This window comes from Methylobacterium nonmethylotrophicum, assembly GCF_004745635.1.
In the GTDB taxonomy this organism is placed as follows: Bacteria; Pseudomonadota; Alphaproteobacteria; order Rhizobiales; family Beijerinckiaceae; genus Methylobacterium; species Methylobacterium nonmethylotrophicum.
This window is the reverse complement of sequence record NZ_SRLB01000003.1, coordinates 58,501-75,415: the sequence shown is the minus strand read 5'-3', so window position 1 is coordinate 75,415 and position 16,915 is coordinate 58,501. Positions and strand designations below refer to the sequence as shown.

General features: G+C 71.2%; 16 protein-coding genes. 4 read left to right on the top strand and 12 right to left on the bottom strand.

The features are described from left to right. Nucleotides 1-449: 449 nt before the first annotated feature. The 6 genes from pgeF to EU555_RS05065 form a co-directional block, all read right to left on the bottom strand. Nucleotides 450-1,217 carry a peptidoglycan editing factor PgeF gene (pgeF, locus tag EU555_RS05090; protein ID WP_135413589.1) on the bottom strand — a complete coding sequence of 256 codons (768 nt, stop codon included), beginning with the start codon at nucleotides 1,215-1,217 and terminating at the stop codon, nucleotides 450-452. Nucleotides 1,218-1,295: 78 nt separating this feature from the next. After that, nucleotides 1,296-2,378 (bottom strand): class I SAM-dependent methyltransferase, encoded by a 1,083-nt coding sequence (locus EU555_RS05085; protein WP_135413588.1) that lies wholly within the window; start codon nucleotides 2,376-2,378, stop codon nucleotides 1,296-1,298. Further along, the gene (lgt, locus tag EU555_RS05080) at nucleotides 2,375-3,268 is read right to left on the bottom strand and encodes a prolipoprotein diacylglyceryl transferase (protein WP_135413587.1); all 894 of its coding nucleotides are present in this window, start codon (nucleotides 3,266-3,268) and stop codon (nucleotides 2,375-2,377) included. Before lgt ends, EU555_RS05085 begins: the two co-directional genes overlap by 4 nt. A 95-nt stretch (nucleotides 3,269-3,363) precedes the next feature. After that, nucleotides 3,364-4,947, bottom strand: a complete 1,584-nt coding sequence (gene ilvA, locus EU555_RS05075) for a threonine ammonia-lyase, biosynthetic (protein WP_135413586.1) — start codon at nucleotides 4,945-4,947, stop codon at nucleotides 3,364-3,366. Nucleotides 4,948-5,066: 119 nt separating this feature from the next. After that, entirely contained in the window at nucleotides 5,067-6,140 is a 1,074-nt protein-coding gene (locus tag EU555_RS05070; RefSeq protein WP_135413594.1) for an AbrB family transcriptional regulator, read from the bottom strand. A 69-nt stretch (nucleotides 6,141-6,209) separates the two neighbouring features. Beyond that, a complete protein-coding gene (locus tag EU555_RS05065) occupies nucleotides 6,210-7,175 on the bottom strand; it encodes a LysR substrate-binding domain-containing protein (RefSeq protein ID WP_135413585.1) in 966 nt (321 codons plus the stop codon). Nucleotides 7,176-7,354: 179 nt separating this feature from the next. Here EU555_RS05065 and EU555_RS05060 point away from each other — a divergent pair, with 179 nt between their 5' ends. The 4 genes from EU555_RS05060 to EU555_RS05045 all read left to right on the top strand — a co-directional run bounded on the left by EU555_RS05060 (nucleotide 7,355) and on the right by EU555_RS05045 (nucleotide 10,558). After that, nucleotides 7,355-8,944, top strand: a complete 1,590-nt coding sequence (locus tag EU555_RS05060; RefSeq protein ID WP_135413584.1) for a catalase — start codon at nucleotides 7,355-7,357, stop codon at nucleotides 8,942-8,944. 146 nt (nucleotides 8,945-9,090) lie between these two features. Then, nucleotides 9,091-9,624 (top strand): coiled-coil domain-containing protein, encoded by a 534-nt coding sequence (locus EU555_RS05055; RefSeq protein WP_135413583.1) that lies wholly within the window; start codon nucleotides 9,091-9,093, stop codon nucleotides 9,622-9,624. Nucleotides 9,625-9,667: 43 nt separating this feature from the next. Beyond that, a complete protein-coding gene (locus EU555_RS05050) occupies nucleotides 9,668-10,135 on the top strand; it encodes a cupin domain-containing protein (RefSeq protein WP_135413582.1) in 468 nt (155 codons plus the stop codon). A gap of 39 nt (nucleotides 10,136-10,174) precedes the next feature. Beyond that, nucleotides 10,175-10,558, top strand: coding sequence for a RidA family protein (locus tag EU555_RS05045; protein WP_135413581.1), 384 nt, complete (start codon nucleotides 10,175-10,177; stop codon nucleotides 10,556-10,558). 4 nt (nucleotides 10,559-10,562) lie between these two features. On the opposite strand, the gene EU555_RS05040 is transcribed toward EU555_RS05045, so the two are convergent. The 6 genes from EU555_RS05040 to EU555_RS05015 form a co-directional block, all read right to left on the bottom strand. Next, nucleotides 10,563-11,408 carry a metallophosphoesterase family protein gene (locus tag EU555_RS05040; RefSeq protein ID WP_135413580.1) on the bottom strand — a complete coding sequence of 282 codons (846 nt, stop codon included), beginning with the start codon at nucleotides 11,406-11,408 and terminating at the stop codon, nucleotides 10,563-10,565. Next, nucleotides 11,405-12,334 carry a diacylglycerol/lipid kinase family protein gene (locus EU555_RS05035; RefSeq protein WP_135413579.1) on the bottom strand — a complete coding sequence of 310 codons (930 nt, stop codon included), beginning with the start codon at nucleotides 12,332-12,334 and terminating at the stop codon, nucleotides 11,405-11,407. Before EU555_RS05035 ends, EU555_RS05040 begins: the two co-directional genes overlap by 4 nt. A 280-nt stretch (nucleotides 12,335-12,614) precedes the next feature. After that, nucleotides 12,615-14,816 (bottom strand): 3-hydroxyacyl-CoA dehydrogenase NAD-binding domain-containing protein, encoded by a 2,202-nt coding sequence (locus tag EU555_RS05030; protein ID WP_135413578.1) that lies wholly within the window; start codon nucleotides 14,814-14,816, stop codon nucleotides 12,615-12,617. Nucleotides 14,817-14,838: 22 nt separating this feature from the next. Continuing rightward, on the bottom strand, nucleotides 14,839-15,366 hold the full coding sequence (locus EU555_RS05025; protein ID WP_135413577.1) for a DUF2059 domain-containing protein: 528 nt from the start codon (nucleotides 15,364-15,366) through the stop codon (nucleotides 14,839-14,841). A gap of 5 nt (nucleotides 15,367-15,371) precedes the next feature. After that, the gene (locus tag EU555_RS05020) at nucleotides 15,372-16,580 is read right to left on the bottom strand and encodes an acetyl-CoA C-acetyltransferase (RefSeq protein ID WP_135413576.1); all 1,209 of its coding nucleotides are present in this window, start codon (nucleotides 16,578-16,580) and stop codon (nucleotides 15,372-15,374) included. A 69-nt stretch (nucleotides 16,581-16,649) separates the two neighbouring features. Continuing rightward, a complete protein-coding gene (locus EU555_RS05015; RefSeq protein ID WP_135413575.1) occupies nucleotides 16,650-16,904 on the bottom strand; it encodes a hypothetical protein in 255 nt (84 codons plus the stop codon). Nucleotides 16,905-16,915: the final 11 nt, after the last annotated feature.

The following is a 16,915-nucleotide window of genomic DNA, read 5'->3' as shown; positions in this document are numbered from 1 at the left end:
CCGGCGTAGAAGCCCGTCCAGGTGAAGACCGGCACCGGCGTGAAGACCGGCGGCGGAGCGGCGCGGCGCGGCAGGTCGGCGGCGAGGGCCGAACCGGCGACGACGATGCCAGCGAGGGCGGTGGCGCTCTTGAGAAGCGACTTCATGGTACTGGTCCTTCCTACTATGCGGCGGTGACCGCGCCCGTTTGCGGGCCGTCGGTCAACCGAAGCAGTGTCCCCGACATATCCCGGCAGCCGTGCGAAAGCTGTGTCCTCGCGACAACGCTGGTGGGTTTCACCGCGGCCTTAATGGCTGTTCATCGCGAGCCTTCCCTTGGCTCCTAACCCCCTTAACGCGCGCGAACGGCCAAGGTTCACCCGCGCACACATTTTTTTTGCTACGCTTGCCGCGTCGATCTTAACGAAAGTCAAACGGCGCCCGCGCGGGGCCGATTCCGGGCGCCGGAATCAGGGCGCCAGGGCGATCGCCGAGACGAGGCGGCCGTAATCGGCCTCGGCCCGGTGGGTGGTGCGGCGATAGCTGAAGAAACGGTCGGGCTCGGCGTAGGTGCACAGGTTCAGGTTCGCCGCCTCGCCGATTCCGGCCGCCTTAAGCCGCGCGACGATGTAGGCGGGCAGATCGAAAAGGCTGTGGGTCGCCCGTTCGGGGCTCGTCGCGAAGTAGCGGGCATTGCCCGGGTCCGCCGCCTCGAACCGCTCGCGGAATTCCGGGCCGACCTCGTAGGCGGACGCGCCGATCGTCGGCCCGAGCACCGCCGTGATGCCGGCCCGCTTCGCGCCGAGGTTTTCCATCGTCGCGAGCGTCGCCTCGATCACCCCGCTGAGCGCGCCCTTCCAGCCCGCATGCGCCGCGCCCACCACCCGGTTTACCGGATCGGCGAACAGGATCGGCCCGCAATCGGCCGTGAGGATGCCCAGCGCCACGCCCGGAACCCGCGTCGCCATCGCGTCGGCCCGGGGGCGTTCGGCGAAGGGCCTCTCGACGATCACGGCCTCGGCCGAGTGCACCTGGTACAGGCTGACGAGGGTCTCCGGTGCCAGACCGAGCGCGGCCGTCATGCGACGGCGGTTCTCCCGCACCCGGTCCGGATCGTCGCCGGAGCCGAGGCCGCCGTTGAGGGAGGCGTACAGCCCCTCCGACACGCCGCCCTGCCGGGTGAAGAAGGCGTGGCGGATGCCGGCATGGGGGGTGAGGGCGGGCGCTTCGATGAACATCGCGGGCGGTTCGTCCTGACGGGAAGGCATCCGGCACGATAGACGGCAATCGTGTCGAAAGCGCGAAGCCGCGTCCGGTCAGGCCCGGCGCGGCAGGCCCGGGAGATCCGGCCCGCCCGGCCCGGTGAGCCCTAAGACCTTGAACAGGTTGCCCATGCCGCGGGTGGTCCGGTCGATCAGGCGTTCGGCCCCGGCCTTGACGGCGGCGGCCTGGACCGGGTTCGCCCGGGCGGCGAGGCGCTCGGCGCGCTCGGCGAGGCCGAGCGCCAGGAGGAAGTCGGCTTGCGTCACCGGCCCGTGCACCGAAGCGCCGGCGCCCGCGGCAGCACGGGCGAGCGCCGCGAAGTCGACCTGGGCTGTGAGGTCGGTCTCGCCGGGCGCTTCGAGGGGATCCGCGAAACGGTGGCGCGCCACGGCCTGGAGCGTGTCGGCGGTGCCGCCGTAGAGGTCGCCGTAATCAATTGCCGCGAGCGCGCCGCCCTCCTGGGCGAGGCGGGAGGCGATCTGCCGGACGAGGTCGAGGGCGACCGCCGGCAGGGTCAGGATCGCGCCGGGGGCGGCCTGCGCGGCGATCTCCGGCACCGGCTCCGGGCTCAGGCCGAAGGCGAGGGCGTCGCCGACGAGGCCGACCCGGCGCTCGCACCAGCCGCGCTCGGTGCGCTGGTACTGGCGGACCGGCAGGGCGTCGAAGAACTCGTTGGCCAGCACGATCGCCGGGCCGGCCGGCAGGGTGTCGATGGACTCGTGCCAGGTCGGCGCCGCGTTCGCCAGGGCCCTGCTTTGAGCCGCCCGCAGGGTCGGGCTGGTCTCGACGAGGTGGAGGTCGGCCGCCGCGAGGCAGTCGGGCGCCGCGGCCCTCAAGGCCCGGAGCGCGTCCGCCATCAGGGTGCCGCGGCCGGGGCCGAGCTCGACCAGGCGAAACGATGCCGGACGCCCGAGGCCGTGCCAGACCTCCGCCGTCCAGAGGCCCAGGAGCTCGCCGAAGATCTGGCTGATCTCCGGGGCGGTGGTGAAGTCGCCGGCCGCACCCAAGGGATCGCGGGTGCGGTAATAGCCGTGGACCGGGTGGCCGAGGCAGAGCGCCATGTAGCGCTCGATGGTGATCGGTCCCTCGATTGCGATCAGGCGGCGCAGCTCGCCGAGGAGCGGCGCGTCGCTCACGCCGGGCCGACCTCGGCGGGCTGGCTCTCGTCGAGCCGCGCCCTCGGCCGTGTGGCGCCGCGCAGCGCCCGCACGATGAAGATGGCGCCCACCACCAGCATCGGCACGCAGAGCAGCATCCCCATGGTGATGCCGCCGCCGAGCGCCCCGACCTGGGTGCCGAACAGGAAGCCGAGCTGCGGGTCGGGCTCGCGGAAGAACTCGCAGGCGGTGCGGGCGATGGCGTAGCCGACGACGAAGATCCCGCCGAGGAGACCGGGCCGGCGGAAGCCGACGCGCCGGACCGCGATCGCCATCAGGACGAACAGGACCAGCCCCTCGGCCGCCGCCTCGTAGAGCTGGCTCGGATGGCGCGGCAGCGGGCCGCCGTTCGGGAAGACGATGGCGTAAGCGAAGTCCGGCGCCGGCCGGCCCCAGAGCTCGCCGTTCACGAAGTTGGCCAGCCGCCCGAAGAAGAGCCCGATCGGCACCACCACGGCGGCGAGGTCGAGCATCGCGTAAGGATTGAGGCCGCGGCGGCGGGCGAACAGCACCAGCGCCAGCACCGCGCCGAGGAAGCCGCCATGGAACGACATGCCGCCGCGCCAGATCGCCAGGATCTCGGACGGATGGGCGAGATAGGCGGCGAAGTTGTAGAACAGCACGTAGCCGATGCGCCCGCCCAGCACGACGCCGAGTGCCACCCAGACGATCAGGTCGTCGATGTCGGCGACGGAAGGGCGGCGCACCGCACCCCACAGCGCCGGGGCCGAGACCAGGCGCTTGGCGTAGTACCAGCCGCCCACCAGCCCCACGATGTAGGCGAGGGCGTACCACTTGATCTGCAGCGGCCCGATCGCGACCGCGACGGGGTCGATGGCGGGGAAGGGCAGGGCGAGGAGCGGAGGCATCGGGCGATGAGGTGAACCGGTGGCGGGGCGGCGTCAAGGCGGCATCGGGAGCCGTCATACCCTGGCGGGATGACGGCCCTGCGGCGCCATCGGTCTCACGCCGCCGGCGCCACGGTGACCGCTCCTTCGATCTCTGCCTCGCGGGTCTTCACTTCGCGCGGCTGGCCGTCGAGGAAGAGCCGGTAGGCGGCGTTGTCGGTCTCGTCGTGGTGCTCGTAGCCGAGTTCCTGAAGCGCGACGGCGAAGCGGCCGCGCTCGGCCTCCGGCACCTGGATGCCGGCGAGCACCCGGCCGTGATCGGCGCCGTGGTTGCGGTAGTGGAACAGCGAGATGTTCCAGGTGACGCCGAGGCTGTCGAGGAACTTGAGCAGCGCGCCGGGGCGCTCCGGGAACTCGAAGCGCAGGAGCCGCTCGTCGGCGAGGCCCGGCACCCGGCCGCCGACCATGTAGCGGACGTGGAGCTTCGCCATCTCGTTGTCGGTGAGGTCGACGAGGGGGTAGCCGAGGCCGCGCAGCTCCGCGATCAGGGCCTCCTTCTCGGGCCGCCCGCCGGAGAGCTGCACGCCGACGAAGATGTGCGCCTCGGCGCCCGGCGCGTAGCGGTAGTTGAACTCGGTGATGGCGCGCCGGCCGAGCGCCCGGATGAAGGCGCGGTAGGCGCCGGTGCGCTCCGGGATGGTGACGGCGAGGAGCGCCTCGCGGCGCTCGCCGATCTCGGCCCGCTCGGCGATGTGGCGCAGGCGGTCGAAGTTGAGGTTGGCGCCGCTGTTGATCGCCACGAGCGCCCCCGACCCGGCGACGCTGCCCCGGGCGGCGTATTCCTTGAGGCCGGCGAGCGCGAGGGCGCCGGAGGGCTCGGACATGGCGCGGGTGTCGTCGAACACGTCCTTGACGGCGGCGCAGATCGCGTCGGTGTCGACGGTGATGACCTCGTCGAGGTGCTCGCGGCAGAGCCGGAAGGTCTCGGCCCCGGCCTGGCGCACCGCGACGCCGTCGGCGAACAGGCCGACCGTGTCGAGCACCACCCGCTCGCCCGCCGCGATCGCCGCCGCCATGCTGGCCGCGTCCGCCGGCTCGACGCCGATGACCCTGGTCTCGGGCCGCATGAACTTGATGAAGGCGGCCACGCCTGCCGCGAGGCCGCCGCCGCCGATCGGCACGAACACCGCCTCGATCGGATCGCCGTGCTGGCGCAGGATCTCGAGCCCGATCGTCCCCTGGCCGGCGATGACGTCGGGATCGTCGTAGGGGTGGATGAAGGTCAGGCCCTGCTCGGCCTCGAGGGTCTTGGCGTGCGTGTAGGCCTCGTCGAAGGCGTCGCCGTGCAGCACGACCTGGCCGCCGCGGGACTTCACGCCCTCGATCTTGATCGCCGGGGTGGTGCGCGGCATCACGATCACGGCGGTGACGCCCAGGCGCTTGGCGGCGAGGGCCACCCCTTGCGCATGGTTGCCGGCCGAGGCGCAGATCACCCCGCGGGCGAGCGCGTCCGCCGACAGGCCCGCCATCTTGTTGTAGGCGCCGCGCAGCTTGAACGAGAAGACCGGCTGCAGGTCCTCGCGCTTGAGCAGCACCTTGGCGCCGAGGCGCTGCGACAGGCGCGGCATCGGGTCCAGCGGGCTCTCGATCGCCACGTCGTAGACGCGGGCGCCGAGGATCTTCTTGATGTAGTCGTGCACGGCGTCAGGTCATGTCTGGAGCGGGCGCGGGGCGCCTCGCCGGAGGCGCCGAAATCGCCGGAGGCGACGGCATAACGGGTTTCGCTGCGGGATGCGAGCTTGACGGGTGCCGAGAGGCGTCAGCGCGCCTCGCCGGCACTGCGGGAGATCCACTTCGCCACGAGCGGCCCGGTGATGATCACCACGAGGAGCCGCAGGGTCTGCACCGCCAGCACGAAGGACACGTCGGACTGGGTGCCGACCGCGATGATCGCCACCGAATCGAGCCCGCCCGGGCTCGTCGCCAGGTAGGCCGTGAGGAGGTCGACCGGCAGCAGGAAGGTCAGCCCCCAGGCCCAGACGCCGCAAAGCGCGATCAGCCCGAAGGTCGCGACCAGCACGCCCGGAAGCGCGAACAAGGTCGCCCGCACGGTAGCGGGAGTGAAGCGCAGGCCCACCGTCCAGCCGATGCCCGCATAGGCGAGCGCGAGCAGCCAGGACGGCAGCGCCATGCCGGCGAGCCCGGTGGCGTGGAGCGTCGCCCCGATGGCGAGGGGGCCGATCAGGGCGCCCGCGGGAATGCGCAGGCGCAGGCCCAGCCACGCGCCGACCGCCGCCACCGCCAGCGTGCCGAGCACCGCGAGCGGGGCCGGCTCCATGCCGGCGCCGGGTGCCGCCCCGCCGCTGCCGGCGAGGAAGCGGGCGACCACCGAGGCGGTGAGCGCCACGCAGGCGACCCGGACGTATTGCATGAAGGCGACGAGGCGCGGATCGGCCCCGAAATCCTCCGCCATCGCCACCATCGCGGAGGCGCCGCCGGGCGAGGAGCCCCAGGCCGCGGTGGTGCCGGGCAGGAGGCGGATGCGGGTCAGAACCCAGCCGGTGAGCGCGGCCGCCACCACGGTGACGCCGACGACCGCCAGGATCAGCAGCCCGTCCTGCATCAGGGTCGCGACGATCGTGGCGTTGACCGCGTGGGCGACGAGGCAGCCGATCAGCGCCTGTGCCGCCAGGAAGCCGGGCTTCGGCACCCGGATCGGCGCGCCGCGCACGCCGAACACGATGGCGGCGAGCATCGGGCCGAGCAGCAGGGCGGCCGGGAAGCCGGCGAGGTGGAAGAGGCCCGCCAGCGCGGCCGAGGCCAGGACGAGGCCCGCCCACAGGGCCGCCGCGCGGGGGAGCGAGCGACGGCGATCCGTCGAGGCGGGGTGCATGGCGTCCATGGTCGAGGGGTCGCGTCCTGGAAGACTCGAGACTGCGGGACTTGAGGTCAGGCCGCGTCGCTATACGGGAAACGTGCCAGCACGGCGACGAAGGCCGGCCTCCTCGGCCTGCCCGCGGGGCAGCGTTGCGTGCGGTGCATGCTGGCGGAAGAAAGCCGCGAGGTCGGAGAGGCCCTCGCCCCGCGGGTCGCTGGCGCGCCAGGCGAGCGCGATGGTCCGGCGCGGTCCGTCCGGCCCGAACCGGCGGCAGACCGTGAGCCCGGTCGGATCGGGCCCGGGCGGGGCGGCCAGCGCCGGCAGCAGGGTGTAGCCGGCGCCCGCCGCCACCATCGAGCGCAGGGTCTCGAGGCTGGTGGCGTGGCGCCCGCTCGCGGGCCCCGCGCCGCAGGCCGCCACCGCCTGGTCGCGCAGGCAGTTGCCCTCGTCGAGGAGCAGCAGGTCGGGTCCGGCGAGGTCGCTCGCCCGCGGCGCCGGCCCGCCCGCGAAGGCGTGCTCGGCCGGGCAGGCGAGCAGGAACGGCTCGTCGAACAGCGGCACCACCGTAAGCCCCGAATCCGGGATCGGCAGGGAGATCAAAGCCGCGTCTGCCCGGCCCTCGCGCAGGGATTCGAGGATCTCGGCGGTGCGCCCCTCGCTCAAGCTCAGGGCGAGGTGCGGGAAGGCCTGGCGCAGGCCGCGCAGCACCTGGGGAAACAGGTAGGGCCCCAGCGTCTGGATCGCCGCCAGGACGAGGCGGCCGCGCAGGCCCCTCCCGCCGCCCTCGCGGGCGAGGAGCAGCAGGGCTTGCGCCTCCGCCAGCACCGCGCGGGCCTGGCGCACCACCGCCTGGCCGCTCGGGGTCAGGAGCACCCGGCGGTTCGAGCGCTCGAACAACGCTACGCCTAAGGCCTCCTCGAGCTTGCGCACCTGCACGCTTAAGGTGGGCTGGCTCACGGCGCAGCGCTCGGCGGCGCGGCCGAAATGGCCTTCCTCGGCGACCGCCACGACGTATTCGAGATCCCGCAGGGACAGGCCGGAGACGTTCATAGGCTGCGCCTATCACGAGCTTCGCAACGATGCATTTGTTTTCGGGTCACGCGGGGGTCATAGGTTGGAGCGAGACCAGTTCCAGGGTGTTGGCTCGTTGCCCGAAACCCTATGTGACCTGTCCCTCGCGCGGTGTCCCCCGACCCGGCACGCCGCGCCTGCACGCCAGAGGAGTATCCATGAGCGACCAACGCCCGATCCTGACGACCCGCCAGGGCCATCCGGTCCGCGACAATCAGAGCATGCGCACGGTCGGCGAGCGTGGCCCGGCGACCCTCGAGAACTACCAGTTCATCGAGAAGATCACCCATTTCGACCGCGAGCGGATCCCCGAGCGCGTGGTTCACGCCCGCGGCGCCGGCGCTCACGGCTACTTCGAAGCCTACGGCACGATCGGCGACGAGCCGGCCTCCAAGTACACCCGCGCCCGCGTCCTCAACGAGACCGGCGTGAAGACGCCGATGTTCGTGCGCTTCTCCACCGTGGCCGGCGCCAAGGAGAGTCCGGAGACCGCCCGCGACCCGCGCGGCTTCGCGGTGAAGTTCAAGACCGTCGACGGCAACTGGGACCTCGTCGGCAACAACCTGAAGATCTTCTTCATCCGGGACGCCATCAAGTTCCCGGACATGATCCACGCCTTCAAGCCCGACCCGGTGACCAACCGCCAGGAGGCCTGGCGCTTCTTCGACTTCGTGGCGGCGCACCCGGAGTCGATCCACATGGTGACCTGGCTGAAGTCGCCGTGGGGCATCCCGGCCAACTACCGCGAGATGGAAGGCTCGGGGGTCAATACCTACAAGCTGGTCAACGACCAGGGCGTGGCGCACCTGTGCAAGTTCCACTGGATCCCGAAGCAGGGCGTCCGCAACCTGACCTCGGCCCAGGCTGCCGAGATCCAGGGCCGTGACGTCGGCCACGCGACCAAGGACCTGTACGACAACATCGCGGCCGGCAACTTCCCCGAATGGGAGTTCGCGGTCCAGATCATGCCGGACGGCCCGAACGACCACCTGTCGTTCGATCCGCTCGACGACACCAAGCGCTGGCCCGAGGACCAGTTCCCGCTGCTGAAGTGCGGCCGCATGGTGCTCGACCGCGTGCCGGACAACTTCTTCGCCGATGTCGAGCAGTCGGCCTTCGGCACCGGCGTGCTGGTCGACGGGATCGACTTCTCGGACGACAAGATGCTCCAGGGGCGCACCCTGTCCTACTCGGACACCCAGCGCTACCGCGTCGGCCCGAACTACCTGCAACTGCCGATCAACGCGCCGGCGCCGGGCGTGAAGGCGCACACCAACCAGCGCGACGGCCAGATGACGTTCTATGTCGACGGCACCGGCGAGAACAAGCACATCAACTACGAGCCGAGCACCCTGGCCCAAGGCTTGCGCGAGGCGGACAAGCCCGCGAAGGAGTACCACCAGCCGGTCGAGGGCAAGCTCGGCCGCTACCAGACCAGCCGCACCGAGGACGACTACGCCCAGGCCGGCGAGCGCTACCGCTCCTTCGAGGAGTGGGAGCGTGAGGACCTGATCGCCAACCTCGTGGCCGACATGAAGGAGTGCCCCGAGGCGATCCAGCTCCGGATGGTCTGGCACTTCTGGCACGCCGACGAAGAGTACGGCCGCCGCGTCGCGGAGGGCGCGGGCATCGACCTCGAGAAGGCAAAGGCCCTGCCGCCGCTGCCGGGCCGCGCCGCCCCAGGCCAGCGCCTGAAGGCAGAGACCTATACGGACGGCTCGCAGGCCCACAAGGTCGCGGCCGAGTAAGGCTGACGCGTCAAGGGTTTGATTGAGTGACGAGCCCCGCCCGGAGCGATCCGGGCGGGGTTTTTTTGACGTTGGGGAAAGATGGAGGTACGACGGCCGAGGTGCTATTTTCGCTTCAGGCACGATCGCGTGCCCGGATGCCGCGCATGACCGCCGTCGCCTTCGACACGCTGAAACTCGCCCGCACCCTGCGGGACAAGGCCAAGCTGTCGCTGGATCAGGCGGAGGGCTTCGCTGAGGCGATCTCCGATGCGGTGCAGGGTGATCTCGCGACCAAATCGGATTTGACATCGTCCGAAGCGGCTCTTCGCGCTGACATCAAGGCCGTTGAGACTGGCCTGCGCGCCGAGATCAAAGGGGTCGAGACAAGCCTGCGCGCCGAGATCAAAGAGGTCGAGACAAGCCTCCGCACCGAGATCAAAGAGGTCGAGACAAGCCTCCGTACCGAGATCAAAGGAGTTGAGACGGGCCTGCGCACCGAGATCGCTGCCCTTCGTGCTGACCACAAGGCATTCGGCAGTGATCTGCGGGGACTGGAAAAGAATCTGCGCTCCGATTTCAAGGCGCAGCTCTCGGAGACTCGGGCCGAGCTTGCCAAGTGGATGATCGGCGCAGTCGGCTTGCAGACCGTCGCCATCATCGGCGCGATGATCACCCTGGTTCGCATCCTGAAGCCCTGAAGCGGCGTTGTCCCGGGCGCGCTCACCCACGAGGAGCCCCGCCATGGACACGACCCCCGAGCCCGGCACCGGCGTCACGATCGGCGGGATGCGGGTGCGCTACCTCGCCCGCAGCGACGCCACCGGCGACGCGATCGGCATCTACGCCGTCACCCTGGCGCCGCGCTCGCCCGGGGCCGGGCTGCACCGCCACGCCCGGCTCACCGAGGCGTTCGAGGTGCATGCGGGCGCGCTCACCCTGCGGCTCGGCGAGCGCGACGTGACGGCGGGGCCGGGCGACTTCGTGCTGGTGCGCCCGGGCGTCGCCCACGCCTTCGCCAATCGCGGCAATGAGCCGGTGCGCTTCACCCTGACCTTCACCCCGGCTTTGCACCGCGAGGGCTTCTTCGAGGGGCTGGCGGCGCTCGCCGCCGAGGATCGCCTGCGCGACGAGGGCGCGATGCGGGCCCTGATGGCGGCCTATGACCAGGAGCCGCTCGCGGGCTTTGCGGGCTGGAGCGAGGTCGGCTGACGCGCCATGCTCGCCCGCGACGAATCGGGAGGGCAGGGGATGCGGCGGATCGACGGCGGCTCGAGCTTCGAGCGCGACTACGGCTATTCCCGCGCGGTGGTGCAGGGCGGCTTCGTGTTCGTCGCCGGCACCACGGGCTACGACTACGCCACGATGACGATGCCGGCGGAAGCCGGAGCCCAGGCCGAGGCGTGCTGGCGCACCATCGCGGGCGTGCTGGAACAGGCCGGCGCGTCCCTCGATCAGGTGGTGCGGGCCACCTACTTCATCACCGACCGGGCCGACGCGGAAGCGGTGCTGGCGGTTTGCGGCCGGGTGATGCGGGACACCCGGCCGGCCGCGACGCTGGTGGTGGTCGCAGGATTGCTGCGGCCGGAGATGAAGGTGGAGATCGAGGTGACGGCGGCGCTGCCGTCCGCCTGAACCCCTATTCCGGCGCTGCGCACCGCGCCGCGCCCGATTCCGCCGCGTCGCACCACGCCGTCCCGGCCCACAGCCGCACCTGCACGGTCGCGACGCCGTCCGCCACGGTAATGCGGTTGTAGGCGTTGGGCTCGTTGCCGCGGAGCCGCGTCGAGGTGGCGGAGCCGGCCTGGACCGCGAGGAGGCGCCGGGCGCTTGCCTTCGCCTCCGGCCGGTCGATCTCGGCCTTGGGGCCGTCCGGGGTCGGCTCGGCGAAGCGGGCGTAGCCGCGGTGGAGATGGCCGGCCAGCGTCAGGCCGACGCCGTGGCGCTGGAACGCCTCGAGGGCCTCGTCGGCCCGCCCGACCAGGCGCGCCTCCTCGTCCCAGGGCGGCGGCATGAACGGGTGATGGCCGACCACGATGCGAAACAGCCCCGGCGGCAGGGCGTCGAGGCGGCGTTCCGTGCGCTTGATCTGAGCCCGGGTGATCTTGCCCTGCGACCAGTCGGTCTCCGGCGCCCAGGTGCGAACGGTGTTGAGGCAGATCACCGCGATCTCGTCGTCCTGGAACACCGGCTCGGTCTCGGGCGCGACGTAGCGGCGGTAGCGCCGGAAGGGATGGAAGAACCGCTGCCAGAGCCGGAACGGCGAGATGTCGTGGTTGCCCGGCACGGCGATCCACGGGTGGGGCAGCCGGTCGAGGAAGGCCTTGGCCTCCAGGTATTCCCGGGTACGGGCCCGCATGGTGAAGTCGCCCGAGATGATGATGAGGTCCGGGCGGTCGCGGTCGAGCTCGGCCATCAGGCCCTCGACCACCGCCGGGTCGGTGCGGCCGAAATGCAGGTCCGAGATATGGGCGATCCGCCTCACGCCACGTCCTCCGCCGGGACGAGGACCCGCAGGGCGGACGCGCGGAGGCGGTAGCGCAGGGGTGGGGCGATCAGCACGACCTCTCCGTCATTCATCACCCGCAGGGCCTTGCGGGCGTCGATTGTCAGGGCGTCGGTCTCGTGCCGCTCCAGGTCCGGCAGCCGGCGCCACTCGCCGACCGCGAAGCCGAGCCCGAGGCGCACGAGCCGCGCCGCCGACAGGGTCTCGACGAGGTAGAGCGTGAGGTGCCCGCCGTCGACGCCTGCCCGTGACAGAACCTGGCCCAATCCTTCCTGGTAATCGCCGCAGACCACGGCGAGGGTCCGGAACCGCACCCGCCGGATCTTGCCGGCGAGCGTCAGCACCGCCCGCTCGCGCGGGTAGCGGCGCAGATGCCGCAGGAGCCCCGCGAGCATGCGCAGAACGTCGAGGGCGCCCATCCGCCCGCGCTTCGCCTCGCGGTGGCGCGCCATCCGGGCCGGCATGCCGAGCACCGAGTTGATCAGGAAGACGTGGCCGTTCACCTCGCCGGCATCGATCCTGCGCGCAGTGCCGTGCGCCAGGACCGCGATGGCCGCGTCGAGGTCGACCGGGACCCCGAGATCCTTGGCGAGGAGATTCATCGTGCCGAGCGGCAGGATGCCGAGGGGGACATCCTGGCCGGTGAGCGCCTGCGCCGCGCAGGCCAGCGTTCCGTCGCCGCCCGCCACCGCGACCGCGTCGATGCCCGAGATCGTCGCGGCGGCCGCCAGCCGCTCGGCCAAGGGCGCCTCGGGCCGCGGCTCCGGCACGACCGTCAGGCCCGCCGCCTCAAGGCGCTCGCGCAGGGTCTCCGGGGTCAATTCCCCGTCGACGAGCGAGCCCGCCGCCACGTTCGCCACCAACACGATCCTGCGGGCGGGGGCCTCGTTGGTCTGTCTGGTCACGCAATCATCCCGGGCGGCGATGATACCGCCCAGGCAGGATGCCGGCCCCGCATCTCAGGACAATGGCAGGGCCGGCTCTGACCCTAATATTCAACTGATCCCACCCGTGACCTCATCCTGAGGTGTCAGTCGATCAACGATCGACTGACCTCGAAGGAGGGCTCCAGCAATCGCTGCGCCTTCTGGAGCCCTCCTTCAAGGCCGCTACGCGCAGCGATCTTCGATCGCCGGTCACCTCAGGATGAGGGCGTGATTGGGACGGAACGAGTTGATCAGGCCCTCACGCCGCCTGCTTCGCCGCCGCGCCGTAGAAGGTGCCGCCGCGCTCCGCCATCGCCACCAGCGAGTCCGGCGGGCTGAAGCGGGCGCCGTGCTTGGCTTCGAGCGTGCGGCACAGATCGACGAAGCGGGCCGCCCCCATGAAGTCGATGTAGGACAGGGCGCCCCCGGTGAAGGGCGCGAAGCCGAAGCCGAGGATCGAGCCGACATCCGCCTCGCGCGGATCGGTGACGACGCCCTCGCCGACGGTGCGGGCCGCCTCCAGCGCCTGGGTGACGAGGAGGCGCTGCTTCAGCTCCGAGAAGTCGACCGCGTCGGGATCGAGGCGGGTCTCCTGGAGGTCGCGCAGACCCGGCCAGAGCTTCTTCTGGCCCTGCTCCGGATAGTCGTAGAAGCCCTTGCGGTTCTTGCGCCCGAGCCGGCCCTCGCCCTCGACGAGCGCGGTGAGCAGGCGCTCCTGCGTCGGGTTGACGGCGGCCTCGCCGACCTGCGCCTTCGTCGCCTTGACGATCTTGAGGGCGAGGTCGACGCCGACCTCGTCGTTGAGCGAGAGGGGACCCACCGGCATGCCGGCCTGGCGCCCGGCATTCTCGATCATCGCGGCGGGCACGCCCTCGGCCAGCATCAGGTGGCCCTCGAGGATGTAGGCGCCGACGCAGCGGTTGGCGAAGAAGCCGCGGGCGTCGTTGACGACGATCGGGGTCTTCTTGATCGCCCGGACGTAGTCGAGGGCGGCGGCGAGCGCCCGCTCGCCGGTCGCCTTGCCCATGATGATCTCGACCAGCATCATCTTCTCGACCGGCGAGAAGAAGTGGATGCCGATGAACTGCGCAGGGCGCGCCGACGCCTTGGCGAGCCCGCTGATCGGCAGGGTCGAGGTGTTGGAGGCGAAGATCGCGTCCGGCCCGATCACCGCCTCGACCTTGGCGATGACCTCGGCCTTGACCTTCGGGTCCTCGAACACCGCCTCGATCACGAGGTCGCAGCCGGCAAGCGCCGCGTAGTCGCCGGTCGCGGTGATGCGGGAGAGGAGCGCGTCGCGGTCGGCGGTCTTGGCCCGGCCCTTCATGATCTGGTCCGAGACGAGCTTGTGGGCGTAGGCCTTGCCCTTCTCGGCGGCTTCCGCCGACTGGTCGACCAGCACCACCTCCAGACCGGCATTGGCCGAGACATAGGCGATGCCCGCCCCCATGAAGCCGGCGCCGACGACGCCGACCTTCTTGAGCGGCACCGCGCCCACGCCCTTCGGCCGCCGCGCGCCCTTGTTGAGCTCGCCCATCGACAGGAACAGGGTCCGGATCATCGCCGCGGCTTCCGGCGAGCGCAGGATCTTGGCGAAGTACCGGCTCTCGACCTTGAGCGCCAGGTCCATCGGCAGCTGCAGGCCCTCGTAGACGGCGTGCAGGATCGCCTTGGCCGCGGGATAGTTGTCGTGGGTCTCGCGGCGGTAGATGGCGTTGGCGGGCGGCCAGGTCATCATGCCGGCGGGCGAGTAGACCTTGCCCGAGGGCGCCTTGAACTTCGGCTGGTCCCAGGGGGCGACTGCCGAGCCGCCGGCCATGATCCACTCACGCGCCTTCGCGACGATCTCGGCGCGTGGCGCGACCGCGTGGACGAGGCCCATGTTGCGGGCCATCAGCGGGCGGATCTGGTCGCCCTTGAACAGCATCTGCAGGGCGTCGCCGGTCTGCATCAGGCGGGCGACGCGCTGGGTGCCGCCGGCGCCCGGAAACAGCCCGACCTTGATCTCGGGCAGGCCGACCCGGGTCTTGTCGTCGTCCGACAGCACCCGGTGGTGGCAGGCGAGCGCCAGTTCGAAGGCGCCGCCGAGGCAGGTGCCGTGCACGGCGGCCGCGAACGGCTTCCCGCAGGTCTCGAGCTTGCGGTAGAGCAGGGTCAGCCGGCGCGATTCCTCGAAGAAGAAGGTCATCGCCTCCTCCTGGCCGCGCTCGCGGGCGAGCCGCGCGTATTCGGTGCCGAGGCCCTGCAGCATCGTCAGGTCGGCGCCGCCCGAGAAGGTGTCCTTGCCCGACGTGATCACGCAGCCCTTGATGGCGGCATCCGCCACCACGGCGTCGACGATCTGGTCGAGTTCGTTCATCACCTCCGGGGTGACGACGTTCATCGAGCGGCCGGGCATGTCCCAGGTGGCGAGCGCCACGCCGTCGGCATCGGTCTCGAAGCGGAAATTCGTGAGGTTCATGGCGAGGGCCTCGTGGGATCGGTTACGGCTTGGCCGGTGCAGGCGCCGGTGCAGGATTCGGCGTCGGCGCCGGCACGCCCTGCGGGGCCGGAGTCTGGCCGTTGCCCTGCTGCGACAGGGCCGCCAGCGAGAGCAGGTTCATCATCCGGGTCACCGCGTCCTTGGTGATCGTGGTGACCATCGAGGTCGGGTCGGCGTTGAGCGCCTGGAACCTCTGGTAGACCGGGTCGTCGTAGATCGCCGCCAGGCGCTTCAGCTCGGCCGCGTCGAACTTCTGCGCGTATTCCTTCGACAGCCCGTCGACGAGCGTGTCGCGCTCCTGCTCGAAAGTCTTCTCAAGGTCCGGGCGCAGCTTGGCGGCCTGCTCGGCGCTCATCGAGGCGAGGGTCTTCTCTTCCGCCTGCTTGAACGCCTGCGTCAGGTTGCGGGCCACCGTCTTGCCGACGATGTCGCGGGCGAGCGCGACCCGGTCCTCGTCGGCCCGGGCCGGGCCGGCGAGGACCAGCCCGAGCGCCAGCCCGGCGGCGAGGTGGGGGAGGGCGAGACGCATCCGTCTCATACCCGCTCGATGACCGTGGCGGTGCCCATGCCGGCGCCGATGCAGAGGGTGACCAGCGCCGTCTGCTTGTTCGTGCGCTCCAGCTCGTCGAGCACGGTGCCGAGGATCATCGCGCCGGTGGCGCCGAGCGGATGGCCGAGCGCGATGGCGCCGCCATTGACGTTGACCTTGCCCGGATCGACCTCGAAGGCCTGGAGGAAGCGCAACACCACCGCCGCGAAGGCCTCGTTGACCTCGAACAGGTCGATGTCACCGATGCTCATCCCGGCGCGCTTGAGCACCTTGCGGGTCACGTCGACCGGGCCGGTCAGCATCAGGGCCGGGTCCGAGCCGATATTGGCGAAGGCCCGGATGCGGGCGCGCGGCTTGAGGCCCGCCGCCGACCCGGCCTCCCTGGAGCCGATCAGCACCGCGGCGGCGCCGTCGACGATGCCCGACGAGTTGCCGGCGTGGTGGACGTGCTCGACCGCCTCGACGTCCGGATGCGCGTCGACCGCGACGGCGTCGAAACCGCCCATCTGGCCCATCTGGACGAAGGAGGGCTTGAGCGACGCCAGCGACTGCATGTCGGTGCTCGGCCGCATGTGCTCGTCGTGCGCGAGAAGCGTCAGCCCGTTGACGTCGCGCACCGGCACGACCGCCTTCTTGAACCGGCCGTCCTCCCAGGAGCGGGCGGCGCGCTTCTGCGATTCGACCGCATAGGCGTCGCATTCGTCGCGGGAGAAGCCGTACTTGGTGGCGATCAGGTCGGCCGAGACGCCCTGCGGCATGAAGTAGGACTTGATGGCGATCGCCGGATCGACCGGCCAGGCGCCGCCGGAGGCGCCGATGCCGATGCGGCTCATCGATTCGACGCCGCCGCCGACCGCCATGTCGTGCTGGCCGCTCATCACCTGCGCGGCGGCGAAGTTCACCGCGTCGAGGCCCGAGGCGCAGAACCGGTTGATCTGCACGCCCGGCACGTGGTCGCCGTAATCGGCCACCAGGGCGGCGGCCCGCGCGATGTCGCCGCCGGCCTCGCCGACCGGATCGACGCAGCCGAGCACCACGTCGTCGACGAGCTTCGTGTCGAGGGAATTGCGGTCCTTGAGGGCGCGGAGCGCCGTCTCGGCGAGGCGAAGCGCCGTCACCTCGTGCAGCGAGCCGTCGGGCTTGCCGCGGCCGCGGGGGGTGCGGACGTGGTCGTAGATATAGGCGTCGGGCATGGGGCGTCTTCCCGGGAATATCGTGCGGCGGCCCCGGGGCGGGGTGCCGGTGAGGGGGGAGCGCGCCGGTCAGGCGCGCTCCACTTCGATGCGGGCGATGCGGCGCTCGTGGTCGTCGGGGCGGTGGACGAGGGCCCCGAAGCCGGCCATGACCGCGTGGGTCAGACCGGTCATGCGGGTGCCGATCCCGTCGCGGCGCTCCTCGACCTGCTCGAACTTGCTCTCGACCCTGGCTTCCGGTTGGCCGACCCTGCGCTCAAGCGGCTCGATCGAGCCGCGGATGGCGCGGAGGTGTTCGAGGACCACGTTCTCGGGTTCGGCCATCGCGGCGGGCT